16 protein-coding genes and 1 tRNA gene are annotated in these 12,209 nt (G+C 60.1%); 9 read left to right on the top strand and 8 right to left on the bottom strand.

Features of this window, described 5'->3' with window-relative positions; translation table 11 throughout:
• Positions 1-13 precede the first annotated feature (13 nt).
• Positions 14-2,158: a 3-hydroxyacyl-CoA dehydrogenase NAD-binding domain-containing protein gene (locus PIN01S_RS22480; RefSeq protein WP_084339142.1), complete on the top strand. Its 2,145-nt coding sequence runs from the start codon at positions 14-16 to the stop codon at positions 2,156-2,158.
• A 32-nt stretch (positions 2,159-2,190) separates the two neighbouring features.
• Here PIN01S_RS22480 and PIN01S_RS22475 read toward each other — a convergent pair whose 3' ends face one another.
• From PIN01S_RS22475 to PIN01S_RS26830, 4 genes are read right to left on the bottom strand one after another with little or no spacing between them, the layout of a single operon-like run.
• Positions 2,191-2,433, bottom strand: a complete 243-nt coding sequence (locus PIN01S_RS22475; RefSeq protein WP_084339206.1) for a hypothetical protein — start codon at positions 2,431-2,433, stop codon at positions 2,191-2,193.
• Between the two features lie 38 nt (positions 2,434-2,471).
• The gene (locus tag PIN01S_RS22470) at positions 2,472-2,663 is read right to left on the bottom strand and encodes a hypothetical protein (RefSeq protein ID WP_084339141.1); all 192 of its coding nucleotides are present in this window, start codon (positions 2,661-2,663) and stop codon (positions 2,472-2,474) included.
• A gap of 14 nt (positions 2,664-2,677) precedes the next feature.
• Positions 2,678-2,884, bottom strand: a complete 207-nt coding sequence (gene ptrC / locus PIN01S_RS22465; protein WP_084339205.1) for a type III secretion system co-regulatory protein PtrC — start codon at positions 2,882-2,884, stop codon at positions 2,678-2,680.
• A 42-nt stretch (positions 2,885-2,926) separates the two neighbouring features.
• The gene (locus PIN01S_RS26830; RefSeq protein WP_168191018.1) at positions 2,927-3,064 is read right to left on the bottom strand and encodes a hypothetical protein; all 138 of its coding nucleotides are present in this window, start codon (positions 3,062-3,064) and stop codon (positions 2,927-2,929) included.
• 191 nt (positions 3,065-3,255) lie between these two features.
• Here PIN01S_RS26830 and PIN01S_RS22460 point away from each other — a divergent pair, with 191 nt between their 5' ends.
• Entirely contained in the window at positions 3,256-3,984 is a 729-nt protein-coding gene (locus PIN01S_RS22460) for an amidotransferase (protein WP_084339140.1), read from the top strand.
• Between the two features lie 3 nt (positions 3,985-3,987).
• On the opposite strand, the gene PIN01S_RS22455 is transcribed toward PIN01S_RS22460, so the two are convergent.
• A complete protein-coding gene (locus tag PIN01S_RS22455) occupies positions 3,988-4,770 on the bottom strand; it encodes an Fpg/Nei family DNA glycosylase (protein ID WP_139198615.1) in 783 nt (260 codons plus the stop codon).
• Between the two features lie 119 nt (positions 4,771-4,889).
• Here PIN01S_RS22455 and PIN01S_RS22450 point away from each other — a divergent pair, with 119 nt between their 5' ends.
• Positions 4,890-5,684: an ion transporter gene (locus tag PIN01S_RS22450; RefSeq protein WP_084339138.1), complete on the top strand. Its 795-nt coding sequence runs from the start codon at positions 4,890-4,892 to the stop codon at positions 5,682-5,684.
• 185 nt (positions 5,685-5,869) lie between these two features.
• Positions 5,870-6,292 (top strand): hypothetical protein, encoded by a 423-nt coding sequence (locus PIN01S_RS27380; protein WP_176580389.1) that lies wholly within the window; start codon positions 5,870-5,872, stop codon positions 6,290-6,292.
• Between the two features lie 83 nt (positions 6,293-6,375).
• Here PIN01S_RS27380 and PIN01S_RS22440 read toward each other — a convergent pair whose 3' ends face one another.
• Complete coding sequence (locus PIN01S_RS22440; protein ID WP_084339137.1) at positions 6,376-7,065, bottom strand: crotonase/enoyl-CoA hydratase family protein; 690 nt, start codon at positions 7,063-7,065, stop codon at positions 6,376-6,378.
• A gap of 199 nt (positions 7,066-7,264) precedes the next feature.
• Between PIN01S_RS22440 and PIN01S_RS22435 the strand changes: the two genes are divergently transcribed.
• Together PIN01S_RS22435 and PIN01S_RS22430 are read left to right on the top strand one after the other, a co-directional pair.
• Positions 7,265-7,486, top strand: coding sequence for a hypothetical protein (locus PIN01S_RS22435; RefSeq protein ID WP_084339136.1), 222 nt, complete (start codon positions 7,265-7,267; stop codon positions 7,484-7,486).
• A gap of 92 nt (positions 7,487-7,578) precedes the next feature.
• Positions 7,579-7,668: transfer RNA gene (locus tag PIN01S_RS22430), tRNA-Ser, on the top strand.
• A gap of 456 nt (positions 7,669-8,124) precedes the next feature.
• Here PIN01S_RS22430 and PIN01S_RS22420 read toward each other — a convergent pair.
• Entirely contained in the window at positions 8,125-8,724 is a 600-nt protein-coding gene (locus PIN01S_RS22420; protein WP_084339134.1) for an AvrPphF family type III effector, read from the bottom strand.
• An 11-nt stretch (positions 8,725-8,735) separates the two neighbouring features.
• Positions 8,736-9,128, bottom strand: a complete 393-nt coding sequence (locus tag PIN01S_RS22415; RefSeq protein WP_084339133.1) for a CesT family type III secretion system chaperone — start codon at positions 9,126-9,128, stop codon at positions 8,736-8,738.
• Between the two features lie 356 nt (positions 9,129-9,484).
• On the opposite strand from PIN01S_RS22415, the gene PIN01S_RS22410 reads away from it, so the two are divergent.
• The 3 genes from PIN01S_RS22410 to PIN01S_RS26555 all read left to right on the top strand — a co-directional run.
• The gene (locus PIN01S_RS22410; protein ID WP_084339132.1) at positions 9,485-10,756 is read left to right on the top strand and encodes a PAAR domain-containing protein; all 1,272 of its coding nucleotides are present in this window, start codon (positions 9,485-9,487) and stop codon (positions 10,754-10,756) included.
• Positions 10,737-11,315, top strand: a complete 579-nt coding sequence (locus tag PIN01S_RS22405) for a hypothetical protein (protein ID WP_084339131.1) — start codon at positions 10,737-10,739, stop codon at positions 11,313-11,315. The genes PIN01S_RS22410 and PIN01S_RS22405 overlap by 20 nt, the downstream gene beginning before the upstream one ends.
• A 565-nt stretch (positions 11,316-11,880) precedes the next feature.
• The coding region (locus PIN01S_RS26555) for a hypothetical protein (protein ID WP_139809708.1) at positions 11,881-12,209 on the top strand (329 nt) is incomplete at its 3' end.

Genomic DNA, 12,209 nt, shown 5'->3' with positions numbered 1-12,209 from the left:
GCGGGATACTGAAATGACTGACGCCATCCGTTACGAAAAGGGCCAGGACGGGATCGTCGTCCTGACCATGGACATGCCTGGGCAGAGCGCCAACACCATGAACGCGGTGTACCGCGAGGCCATGGCCGGGATCGTCGACCGCCTGGAAGCCGAGAAAGATGCCATCGCCGGGGTGATCGTCACCTCGGCGAAGAAGACCTTCTTCGCCGGCGGTGACCTCAATGAGCTGGTCAAGGTCACCCGGGCCGACGCCACGGCGTTCTACCAGATGGTGCTCGGCATCAAGGCGCAGTTGCGCCGTCTGGAAACGCTCGGCAAGCCGGTGGTGGCTGCCATCAACGGCGCGGCCCTCGGCGGCGGCTGGGAAATCTGCCTGGCCTGCCACCACCGTATCGCCCTGGATGCGCCGGGCGTGCAGCTAGGCCTGCCGGAGGTCACCCTCGGCCTGCTGCCGGGCGGTGGCGGCGTGGTGCGCATGGTGCGCCTGCTGGGCATCGAGAAGGCATTGCCGTATCTGGCCGAAGGCAAGAAGGTCCGCCCGGATGCGGCGTTGAGAGCCGGGCTGATCCATGCCATCGCCTCCGACCGCGACGACCTCATGGCCAAGGCCCGCGCCTGGATCGTCGCCAACCCGAACCCGGTACAGCCCTGGGACGAGAAGGGCTACAAGATTCCCGGCGGCACGCCGTCCAGCCCGAGCGTCGCGCAGATGCTGGCTATTGCGCCGTCGGTGCTGCGCGACAAGACCAAGGGCTGCTTCCCGGCGCCGGAAAAAATCCTCTGCGCCGCGGTGGAAGGCGCCCAGGTGGACTTCGACACCGCTCAGTTGATCGAGACGCGCTACTTCACCGAGCTGACCACGGGCCAGGTGGCGAAGAACATGATCGGCACCTTCTGGTTCCAGCTCAACGAGATCAATGCCGGCGGCTCGCGACCGAAGGGCCATGAACCCTGCGTCACCCGCAAGGTCGGTGTGCTCGGGGCCGGCATGATGGGGGCGGGGATCGCTTATGTCTCGGCGGCGGCCGGCATCGACGTGGTGCTCAAGGATGTTTCCGTGGAGGCGGCGGAGAAGGGTAAGGCGTATTCGGCCAAGCTGCTGGAAAAGAAAGTCAGCCGCGGCCACATGGCTGCCGAGAAGCGCGACGCCATCCTGGCGCGTATCCGTACCACCGACAAGGAAGCCGACTTCGAGGGCTGCGACCTGATCATCGAGGCCGTTTTCGAAGACCGCGACCTCAAGGCCAACGTCACCGCCGCCGCCGAGCGGGCAGCACTACCGGATGCGGTCATCGCTTCGAATACCTCGACCCTGCCCATCACCGGCCTGGCCCGCGCGGTGCAGAAGCAGGAGCGCTTCATCGGCCTGCACTTCTTCAGCCCGGTGGACAAGATGCCGCTGGTGGAGATCATCCGGGGCGAGCGCACCCGCGACGAAACCCTGGCGCGGGCCTTCGACTACGTCCTGCAAATCAAGAAAACGCCCATCGTGGTCAACGACCGGCGCGGCTTCTTCACTTCGCGGGTGTTCGGCACCTTCACCAACGAGGGGCTGGCCATGCTTGGCGAGGGCGTGTCCGCCGCGATGATCGAGAACGAAGCGCGCAAGGCCGGCATGCCGGTGGGCCCGCTGGCGATCTCCGACGAGGTCTCGTTGAGCCTGATGAGCCATATCCGCGCGCAGACCCGCAAGGACCTCGAAGCCGAGGGTAAGTCCCTGCCGGAACACCCGGCATTCGCCGTGATCGACCTGATGCTCGACGAGTACAAGCGACCGGGCAAGGCGGCTGGCATAGGGTTCTACGACTACCCGGCCAACGGCAAAAAACACCTCTGGCCGGAACTCAAGGCCCGCTTCGAGAAGGCCGACCGGCAGATTCCCCAGGAAGACGTGCGCGACCGCATTCTGTTCATCCAGGCCATCGAGACGGTGCGCTGCATGGAAGAGGGCGTGCTCACGTCGGTGGCCGATGCCAACGTCGGGTCGATCTTCGGTATCGGCTTCGCGGCCTGGACCGGCGGTGCGTTGCAGTTCATCAACCAGTACGGGGTGAAAGACTTCGTCGCCCGTGCCCACTACCTGGCGGAGCAGTATGGCGAACGCTTCGAGCCGCCGGTGCTGTTGCTGGAGAAGGCGGCGAAGGGCGAGGGCTTCTAAGAGCCCGTTTTCAACGAAGTAGCCGACAAACCCTACTGCTCGGCGCAGGCATGTCGGAAAGGCCCGGTGAACGGCCTTTCCGGCTCGCAGGGCGGGGTGCCGGCGAGGTGCTTCAGGGTAACGCTGGCTTCGCTGTGGCGGGCAATCGCCGAATTGCATTCGATGGTTCTGGCCAGCGCGCCCGCCGAGGCGTTGCCGAAGCCGAGCAGGGACAGGCCGTTGGTCAGGGCGACCAGGCCGGCGACGGCAAGAAAGTGCTTCTTCTCCAGGGTCATGATCTTCGTGTCTTCGGTAGTCGGCGTGATGCCGTCGTTCAACTTTTCAGGAGTGCGCCGACCACCTGGCCGATCTGCGGCAGCAGGTTGAGGCTCGCGTCGCTGGTCGAGGCGGTACGCGCGCTGCCGACGCTCATGCTCAGCGCCAGCAGGGTGGCGGCGATGACCGTGTACAGGCCGATCCCGGCGAGGGCGCCGTTGCGGGCGTATTTCAGGGTGAGGCGGCTCATGGCGTGTCCTCCGCTCAGGCGGCGCGTTGGTTGATCCGGCCACGGAGGGCTTCGCGGATCGCACGCTGCTCGCTCTGCCGGGTGGGCATCTTCAGCGTCAGCAGGTTCCCGTCTCGGAGGTGGATTGCCAGTTCGGACTCGAAGTGCAACCCGGTCTCGTCCAGGGTGGCGTAGGTCACGCCATAGCCGTTTCGCAGCGGCAGGTTTTCGGCGGTGCTCATGAGGGTCTCCTTGTCGAGTGCGCCGCCGGAGCGGCGCATGTCTCAGTGACTGGCAGGGCGCTTGTCGTCCTTGCCTTGGGCGGCGGAGGTTTTCGGCGTGGGGCGGTAGTATTCGGACGGCAGGCTGCTGGCGAAGGAGGAGGCGGCGGCCAGGCTGGCGATGGCGGCAAAGGTATTCATGGCGATGTCCTCATATTGGATGGGCTCGAAGCCGACGCCTGAATCATTGCCGAGGGCCGTTCAGGGAAGAAGTGAATGGCAAAGATGGTGAGTATCGAGCGCAGTGATACGAAGCGGGCTGTCCGGCCTGTTCAGGATTTATGGAGCTGTGTTAAAAAAAGCGCACATCCGCTTCAACCCCAGGACCCGTCATGCCGCTCCGCATCTGCATTCTCGAAACCGATATCCTTCGCCCCGAATTGATCGACCGTTACCAGGGCTATGGCCGCATGTTCGTCGACCTGTTCGCCAAGCAGCCGATCCCGGCCCGGTTCGAGGTTTTCAACGTGGTGGAAGGTCGCTACCCGGCGGACGACGAGCGCTACGACGCTTATCTGGTCACCGGCAGCAAGGCGGACTCCTTTGGCAGCGATCCTTGGATCCAGACCCTCAAGACCTACCTGCTGGAGCGTTACCAGCGCGGCGACAAGCTGCTCGGCATCTGCTTCGGCCACCAGCTCCTGGCCCTGCTGTTCGGCGGCCGCAGCGAGCGGGCCGAGCAGGGCTGGGGTGTCGGTACCCATCGGTATCAATTGCATCATCAGCCGGAATGGATGACGCCTGGCCAAGAGGAGCTGACCCTGCTGATCAGCCACCAGGACCAGGTCACCCGCCTGCCGGAAAACGCCACGCTGATCGCTTCCAGTGAGTTTTGCCCGATCGCCGCCTACTGCATCGAGGATCAGGTCCTCTGCTTCCAGGGCCATCCGGAGTTCATCCACGATTATTCGCGCGCGCTGCTCGACCTGCGCCAGACCGCCCTGGGCGAGACGGTTTACCGTCAGGGTGTCGACAGCCTGGGGCAGGATCACCACGGCGTGACGGTGGCGGAGTGGATGATGCGCTTCGTTGCTCAGGGGAGGGCGGCGGAGGCCAACTAGAGATCAGCGCTCGGGCTGATCCTTCGGGCACCAGAAGGTGGTGCGCCCGCCGACCTGGGCGACCGACCAGGGGCTGCCGCAGCGGGGGCATCGCTCGTCTTCATGGCGATGCGGTGTGAGCCAGTCGGCGGGCAGCTCCGGCCGCTTTCCTTCATGCTCGATGGCGGTTTCCAGTACCTCGCGCATGCAGCGGAACAGGCGCACGAAGTCGTCTTCTTTGAGTGCGTTCAACGGTGTGCGCGGATGCAGGCCGGCCTGGAACAGCGTCTCGTCGCTGTACACGTTACCCAACCCCGCCAATTTGCTCTGGTCCATCAGCGCGGCCTTCAGCCCTCCGCGTTGCCCGAGGCGTTCACGGAAACCCCTGGCGTCCAGTGACAGCGCATCCGGGCCGATGCGATGGGCGTCCAGATAGTCCTGCACCGTTTCGACCAGCTCGATCCGGCCCAGCATGCGCCGCGAGCAGTAGCTGAGGCGCCGGTCGTCATCGAGTTCGAACACCACCGCTTCGGATTTCTGCAAGGTTTCATCGCTCTTCGCGAATTTCAGGTAGCCGGTCATGCCGAAGTGCATCAGCAGGGCGTGGCCGTCATCCAAGTGGATGAACAGGTTCTTGCCGTGCCGCTCGCTGTGCGCGAAGCGGCGGCCTTTCACGCCACGTTCCAGGGTGCTGGCCGGCTGCTCCAGCACACGCTTGTCGCGCACGGTCACGGCACGCACGGTCCGGCCGACGGCGTGAGCGTCGACCTGGCGCTTGTCGAGTTCGAGATCGGGCAGTTCGGGCATGTTCGTATAGGCGTCCGGCACGGATGAAAGTTCTCCCGTTTCGCTGGATGGCAGCAGGAGTGGACAGACCGAGCACTCCGCTGTCGGACCTAGAAATGTCCGGCAATCAGGAGGACCGCATGTCGACCGCTCGCTCCCATGCTTCGCAGCACTTCGTCGAACGCCAGCGCTGGCGCCTGTTGCGGCAGGTGGAGGACTGGCTGGAAACGCCAATGATCCTGCTCGGCTTCGTCTGGCTGGCCTTGACCGTGGTCGAGCTGGTGCGTGGCGTATCGCCGTTGCTGGAGGCGCTCAACCGCTGGATCTGGGCGTTGTTCGTGGTCGATTTCCTGCTGCGCTTCAGCCTGGCGCCGCGCAAGCTGGGCTACCTGCGGCGCAACGTGCTCACTGCCGTGGCCCTGTTGCTGCCGGCCCTGCGCACCTTGCGCGTGCTGCGTGTGTTCCGGGTGCTGCGGGCGACCCGTGGGGTCACCCTGGTGCGCATCCTATCCTCCACCAACCGGGGCATGTCGGCGCTGCGCCAGGCCATGCGGCGCCGCGGTGTCGGCTACGTCTTCAGCCTGACCTTGCTGGTGATCCTGGTGGGAGCGGCCGGCATGTATGCCTTCGAGCGCGACAGCGCCGGCTTCGGTAGCTACGGCGAGGCGCTCTGGTGGACCGCCATGCTGATCACCAGCCTGGGCTCGGAAGCCTGGCCACACACGGGCGAAGGGCGGGTGCTCTGCTTCATCCTCGCGCTCTACGGTTTCACCGTGTTCGGTTACGTCACGGCGACCCTGGCTTCGTTCTTCGTCGACCGCGATGCGGCGGACAAGCAATCCGCCACGGCCGGCCAGGCTTCCATCGAGAGCCTTCAGGAGGAGATTCGCCGCTTGCGCGAGGATATCCGCCGGCTGAACGACCCGTCGGGATGACGGAGTGAGAACGGTGTCGCGTATGCAGGTTGCGCTCGTCGGCCGACAGATGGCGGGCCTGCGCCAGGCGTAGACTCGAACAAAATGCCAGGCTCAGGGAGGGAGCGGGCGCTGAAGAGGAGAGCAGAACAATGAAAGCCAGGACACTCCTTGCCGTTTCGGCATGCGCACTCATGGTTTCGGTCATGGTGGTACCGGATGCCAATCCGCTGATCGGCTCCGCTTACGCTAAAGACGGTGGCGGTGGCGGTGGCGGTGGCGGAAACGGCGGAGGCGGTGGCAACGGTGGTGGTCATGGCGGCGGGCGTGGCGGCTCTGCCGGAGACGGCCATGGTGTCGGCAATGCGGTCGGCCGCAGCGAACAAGGTGTCGGCCAGGGCAAGGGGCATGGGGCCGCAACGTCGGAAGCGGCGAAGTCCAAGGAAACCACCGGCCTGGCCAAGGCCATGGCCGTCGTCGCCAGCACCCCGGCCGCCCTGGCCGCTGCTCTCGGCCTGCAGCAAGCCTCGGTATCGACGACCAAGCACGACGAGGCGACTGATGATGCCGGCTCGACCGACGATACCGACGATTCGACAGGCGAGAACGGCCAGGTAGCTGTCCAGTAAACGTCCGTAGAGGGTGAACTCATCGCCCAAACAAGAGCCCGGTCAACTTTGGCCGGGCTTTTTCGTTAGGTAGAGGCGACGACTCAGCCCAGGTGCTGTCTGTCCAGCTCGATGGCCTTGTCCAGCGTCTCCAGCAGCGCCTTGCGCACCTTCAGTTTAGTGTTCCGGTGCGCCGTCATGTTGATCTTCTTCATCTGCCGGGCGGTCGCCAGGGCAACGGGCATCAACTCGCCGACCGGCACCACGCGGTCAAGGAAGCCAGCATCCACGGCTCCCTGCGGATCGAACATCTCGCCGTTGATCACCGAGCGGTGGAAGGCCGACTTGCGCAGGCGGTCGCGGGCCAGTTCGATACCGACGTGGTGCATGGTCATACCGATCTGCACTTCGTTCAGCCCGATGTTGAACGGCCCTTCGACCCCGATCCGGTAGTCCGCTGAAAGCAGCAGGAAGGCACCCTTGGCCACCGCGTGACCGGGACAGGCGACGATGATCGGGTAGGGGTGGGCCAGCATGCGGCGCGCCAGGGTCGAGCCTGCCGCGACCAGATCGATAGCGTTCTGCGGGCCGGAGGTCATCACCTTCAGGTCGTAACCGCCCGACAGGATGCCCGGCTGGCCGGTGAGGATGACGATCGCCTTGTCCTGTTCGGCGCGGTCCAGCGCTTCGTTGAAGGCGGCGATCACATCCGGGGAAATGGCGTTGACCTTGCCGTTGTTCAGCGTCAGGGTCGCGATGCCGTCGTCGAGATGGTAGGAAATCAGCTCACTCATGGCGGGTTCCTTGTTGTGAAGTGGGGCAGACGTTACTCACCCGACCGGTGCAGGTAAAGCGCCGTGACTGACTGGCGAGTCAGCCACGGCGGGGCATCCAGCCATTTCGCAAGGCCTCTATCGAAGCGATCCGAACAGCCAATTGGTTTTCTCCCGGGGCCGTCCTTTAGCGTAGGCGCGAATTCGGAGAGCCCCTGAAATGTCATTGCAGTCTTTTCTCTGCGCGGGTTCGGCATTGCTCCTGCTGCTGGCCTCGGTGCTGATCGCCAACCGCGCCGTCATTCACAACCCGATCGGCGTCTTCATCCTGTTCGTCTGCGGACTGTTTCTCAGCCTGGGCTTCGTCCTCTTCGGCGGCCAGCGCCTGGACGAACCGCCCGCAACCCCGGAAGAGCCCCGTCCGGACTCGCCCTATCCTTAAGCGCATGAATCGCCTGAAAAAAAGTTTGCCTTCCGCAAATCATTCGACTACATTAGCGCGCCTCGACGGACCAGACGGTTCGACGAGATTCCGGTGAGGTGTCCGAGCGGTTGAAGGAGCACGCCTGGAAAGTGTGTATACGGGAAACCGTATCGAGGGTTCGAATCCCTCCCTCACCGCCACTTTCCGATTCAAGAGAACCCCTGATTTCGTTGCGAAGTCAGGGGTTTTTCGTTTATGCGGCAAAAAGCCGGGCCAAATCATCATTGCCCATGCTGTCCCGTCGACTCTGAGATCGCCCTGTTCGACAAATTCAAGCTGATCGACTGGGACATGGGAATGGGTGATCAGATGCTTCGCATAGCGCGGCTTAAGTTGCCGACCGCCTATGTGCGTGTCGAGCATCACATATGGACGACCGGGAATCGAGGGCTGAACGTGACGGTATTCGCAAGGGCCTTACATCTTGCCGAACTGGCGGAGTAACTGATGGCGTGTGCGGACAGGGCTCCCTGCGCCGTGAAGGACCGGGGCATAATTGGGTATGTTGGAGGTACATACAAATCCCCCGGCTTTAGCCGGGGGATGCTTACTTGTAACTTTGACCGCTTTTCATATGCAGGACTTGTGACGGCTAATTAAATCCTTCTTGCAGGCACGCTTTCTCCTTCTGGCAAGGTGACAATCAGTGGGATAGCATCTATTCCATCTCCTTTTCCTGCTGACTCGTCAACATAGGCTTTCCCTCCTCGCTCAAGAAAATCTCCCAGCCGCATTTCGACGGTGACATTTCCCTCTTGATGATACGGGGCCGTGCTTGCCTGTGCATCATTGCCTGCCATCACATTCAGCGAAGGTCCTAATTCATACGCGCGGTGTTGCACCGTCCAATAGGCCGAGGCAGTACCTGGCTGGCCGCCATAAGGATTCGGCCTTAGTCTTTCATGGTTTCGGATTAATGCACAAGAATTAGGGTTTCCGCTAACCCGGCCATCTACAAGGTACTCGGCTGGCATTGTGCGATATAAAGGTGTATCTCTTTTTAGCTTGTAGATCTCCATAGGGTCATGTGATTTCAAAAAGCGTTGCCGCTCTCGAGAATTCAGTTGGTCTACCGATGTAAGACGATTTCCCCCTTCGCTGACAGGACCAGCAGGAGCGGAAGTTCGCTGAGGTGAAGAGGTAGGAGATGCCGCTGGACTATAAACATTTCGATTGGAAGAGGCGCAGATGCCCATTATTGACTCCTTTATTCAAGGTTGAGGTGGGTTTTTATTGCACTGCATCTATCGATGAAATTCTCAAAATGCATCAATCCCTGTGGGCCCTTAAGGTCCATTATCGACACTCGGGTATGTATGATTAGACAGTTATCGGCATCGAGCCCCAGCGTTAAGCAGGGGTTCTTAAGGCTGAAGTTATTCAGCTTCAGCAGCTCTGAGCACAATTTATCGTGTTTTTCCTGGTAGTTGCCTAATGTACTTACAAAGTAAACCAGATTATTGCGGTCCCCATACAGCTTGACGGGCATGTTGTCGTTAACGGTAAAGCGATAAACCTCATCGTCGAACTGCTTTTCAGGTGCGGGGAGATTGTAATGTGCTATCAGTGAGTGTACGAATCGATCAAAGTTTGTTTGCATGGCATTTTCTTCTATGTAACCAAGAGTAACGCCAATGAGTGAGGCTGACTTGTGTTTGGTTCCATGATCAGAGTTGTGTTTGTGGTCTGGGTATTGAGATTAAGACGACTGGTGATAGGCGGTTGGTTGATCCACGGGCTGCAACCAAAGGGCGGGAGTGCAGCTGGGTATATTGGGAGGAGTGGAAGGCGTTGCCCGAACTCGTTGAGCCGAGTAGCAAAGCAAAAAATGCGGTGAATCTCTCAAAGCTTTTCTAAGCCTTGCCATTCGAGGCTTGCAGAGTGACTGCGCAAGAAGTTGCGCAGCTTGGGGTGGTTATCATCCGGGCCACCCTTCGACTGTCACCAAGGAATGGCATGATCTCCGCTGCTCGACTCGGCGATATGCACGTGTGCCCGATCCCTGGCCACGGCTCATCGCCCATCGTTTCCGCTTCGTCCGATACGCAAATCAACTTCCTGGGCGCCGCCCGCGTTGGCGATGTTTGCGGCTGCGGTGCCGTTATCACCACGGGCTTTCCCTCCATCATCGTCGACCATCGGCCCTTGGCCCACTTGGGTAGCCCGACCAGCCATGGCGGCCGCATCGTTTCGGGCAGCCCCGATACCTTTGGCGGCTTCACGTTTGGCGAGGCGGTGCCGCGTACCGTCGTGGATTTCGCCAAACTCGGCGCCGTGCGCCCGGATGGTTCGGTGGATGATCGGCTCATGGCCGAGCTGCTGGCCGATCCCCATCTGGAGCAACGCGCCTTGCTTTCGGGCGCTTTGGTACAACCGAGCAGCCCGCCCGCAACAACTGCCCGGGAGCCGTTGACGCCCGAACTGATTGCCGTTGCCGGCAGCCAGCACGACAACAGCTCGGGCAACAAAATGATGTTCATTGGCCAGGCCGTGCGCGAACTGGCCGAATTCAAGCGCAACAGGCCTGCCCTGGCGCGGACGCTGGTACTGTTCACCCCGTCGTACAACGATGCGATGCTCAACGCCGCTCGCGATTCCGCCAAGGCCTATGGCGCAGCGCTTGTCGAAGTAACGAGTGCGCAGGCGCTGATCGATTACCTCAACCAGGGCAGGGATCGGAAACGCTCGCCCATCGAACACCTGTCGCTGTTCAGCCACGGCGTACCGCAGCGTGTGGCTTTTGGTTACCAGCTCACGGAAGACTTTCAGATGTCCCTCGATGCACTGAACTACAACGCCATTTCACCCTTGGCGTTTTCCAGCTCCGCGCGGATCGACAGCTACGCCTGCCGAACCGGCATGGGCAACCGCTCGGAATTCCCCATCGAAGACGGCATCCAGTTCTTCCCGCAGACCAACGATAGCCTCGCGCAACGGCTGGCCGATCACTTGCAGATCAAGGTGGGCGCCTTTATTCGGCGGTCGGACTACAAGAACACTTGGGGTTCGTTCGAGGAGCGTCGCATGGGGAATCTTTGCGGGTTTAGTGGTGATGCCGCGCCCGGAGAAGAGTGGTGCAGGAAGTGGAAGGTATTGTCAAAGGAGCGAGCGGATAGCGACCGTCTGTATAAGTTCACCTACCAGACCATGGGAGCAATTAACCCCGTGATTTCAGGCGACACGCCCCTTGGTGTACCAGGAGGTCACTTTGAATTTCTACCGCAGTAAAGGCTTCTGGATTGCCTTCGCCATTTTTTCTCCTTTGCTGCTGATCGCGGCCAACTATGGATTCAAGACAATGACGAGCATATACAAGAAGGATTTGGGCAACGGCGTAGTGATCTATGCGGATGACTATGTGAAAACCGGACGTTGGGTGTTCGATTGCGAATATCGCCGCCTTATCAGTCGCGAACCGTTGCCCGTACCGATAGCCGCGCTCGAACGAGCTGGAAGGCTCACGATCGGCAAAATGTATGCATTGAGTGAGGCTGATGAAAAACTCGCGAGAGAGGTCATCAGGGCTGTCACAGCGATGCCCGATTGGTATAAGCGCCTGAGCTACCGTTATTCCTTCCTGGGCGAAAGCAGTGATCTCAATAGCCATACCTTTGATTTGATCGCATCGCATGAGGGGCGGAAATGGGGCCTGGAAGTCTGGCAAGAGATTGGCTACGACGGCGAGTCGAGCTTTGACATAACTGCCGAACCCTACGATCCCGAAACCTACGTGGACTATGCCAGGGCACTCCAGGCAGCTGCCAGGAGTTGTCCGGTTCCGCAGTGAAGTCATGCAGAGGGGTGCGGCCATATAGGCTGCGTCAGGTAGGCCGGCAAAGGGAAAGAGTCGACTCACCCGCTAACGAGTGAGCCTCTGAGATACGTTCTGCTATCCGATCCTTTGCCATTCGTCGCTTACATCGTAGGTGTGATTGCTAATTGCCACTATCTGGCTACGCTGATTGTGCTGCCTACTCTTTGGTGTACGCACGCCATGGAAGGCAGTTTCATTCACTACGATGGAAGGGAAACTCCATGGCCAACTACTACGTCAATGATAATGCTCAGCCGAATGGCGATCACGAAGTGCATGTGGATACGTGCTATTGGTATACCTTGATAGTTAGCAAGACATATCTTGGGAATTTCTCGAACTGCTTTGATGCAGTTCGAGCTGCCAGAAGCATTTATCAAAGATCAAATGGTTGTGCGTATTGTTCTGGTGCATGTCATACGAGCTAGTCTTGAGGCTGAATGCCCATTATTTCCGGTGTGATCTTGTGCCTTGGGGTGGTTGGCAAGTTGTAATAATGCCCCAAGGTGTTTTTGAGATTTTAATAAGGAAGACGGCTATGAAAATTAGGACGGAACATCAGAATCTTGGTGCCGCTCTCATGCAGGTTGCTGAGGATGATAATTTCACTGCAATAAACCCTCTTAGGGTGAAGGGGGATAAGATAAATAATGCTTTCCTGATTAATGCTGACGCTTGTCTTTTTCTTAAATATGGGCAAGAGCCTAAGTCTACTGGGGAGTATCAGTTTACATTTTCAGCAGAGCAGCTTGAAAATATTCGTGCTTCCAGTCAGCACTACCAAAAGGTGTTTCTTGGGCTTGTTTGTGTAGAAGATCAAGAGGTCTGCTGCCTGGATGTTGGGCAACTTAATGAAATGATTGCTGC

It is taken from the genome of Pseudomonas indica NBRC 103045 (genome assembly GCF_002091635.1).
Taxonomy (GTDB): Bacteria; Pseudomonadota; Gammaproteobacteria; order Pseudomonadales; family Pseudomonadaceae; genus Pseudomonas_M; species Pseudomonas_M indica.
Note: the sequence above shows the minus strand (reverse complement) of the source record. Positions and strands in the feature narration are given on the sequence as shown.

What these genes read in the sequence shown, in the direction of transcription:
- PIN01S_RS27380 (WP_176580389.1), top strand. Translation starts at nt 5,870, where the DNA reads ATGGTGGTACCGGATGCCAATCCGCTGATCGGCTCCGCTTACGCTAAA.
- PIN01S_RS22460 (WP_084339140.1), top strand. Translation starts at nt 3,256, where the DNA reads ATGCCGCTCCGCATCTGCATTCTCGAAACCGATATCCTTCGCCCCGAA.
- PIN01S_RS22455 (WP_139198615.1), bottom strand. Translation starts at nt 4,770, where the DNA reads ATGCCCGAACTGCCCGATCTCGAACTCGACAAGCGCCAGGTCGACGCT.
- PIN01S_RS22420 (WP_084339134.1), bottom strand. Translation starts at nt 8,724, where the DNA reads ATGGGCATCTGCGCCTCTTCCAATCGAAATGTTTATAGTCCAGCGGCA.
- PIN01S_RS22415 (WP_084339133.1), bottom strand. Translation starts at nt 9,128, where the DNA reads ATGCAAACAAACTTTGATCGATTCGTACACTCACTGATAGCACATTAC.
- ptrC (WP_084339205.1), bottom strand. Translation starts at nt 2,884, where the DNA reads ATGAGCACCGCCGAAAACCTGCCGCTGCGAAACGGCTATGGCGTGACC.
- PIN01S_RS22475 (WP_084339206.1), bottom strand. Translation starts at nt 2,433, where the DNA reads ATGACCCTGGAGAAGAAGCACTTTCTTGCCGTCGCCGGCCTGGTCGCC.
- PIN01S_RS26830 (WP_168191018.1), bottom strand. Translation starts at nt 3,064, where the DNA reads ATGAATACCTTTGCCGCCATCGCCAGCCTGGCCGCCGCCTCCTCCTTC.
- PIN01S_RS22480 (WP_084339142.1), top strand. Translation starts at nt 14, where the DNA reads ATGACTGACGCCATCCGTTACGAAAAGGGCCAGGACGGGATCGTCGTC.
- PIN01S_RS22440 (WP_084339137.1), bottom strand. Translation starts at nt 7,065, where the DNA reads ATGAGTGAGCTGATTTCCTACCATCTCGACGACGGCATCGCGACCCTG.
- PIN01S_RS22435 (WP_084339136.1), top strand. Translation starts at nt 7,265, where the DNA reads ATGTCATTGCAGTCTTTTCTCTGCGCGGGTTCGGCATTGCTCCTGCTG.
- PIN01S_RS22410 (WP_084339132.1), top strand. Translation starts at nt 9,485, where the DNA reads ATGATCTCCGCTGCTCGACTCGGCGATATGCACGTGTGCCCGATCCCT.
- PIN01S_RS22470 (WP_084339141.1), bottom strand. Translation starts at nt 2,663, where the DNA reads ATGAGCCGCCTCACCCTGAAATACGCCCGCAACGGCGCCCTCGCCGGG.
- PIN01S_RS22450 (WP_084339138.1), top strand. Translation starts at nt 4,890, where the DNA reads ATGTCGACCGCTCGCTCCCATGCTTCGCAGCACTTCGTCGAACGCCAG.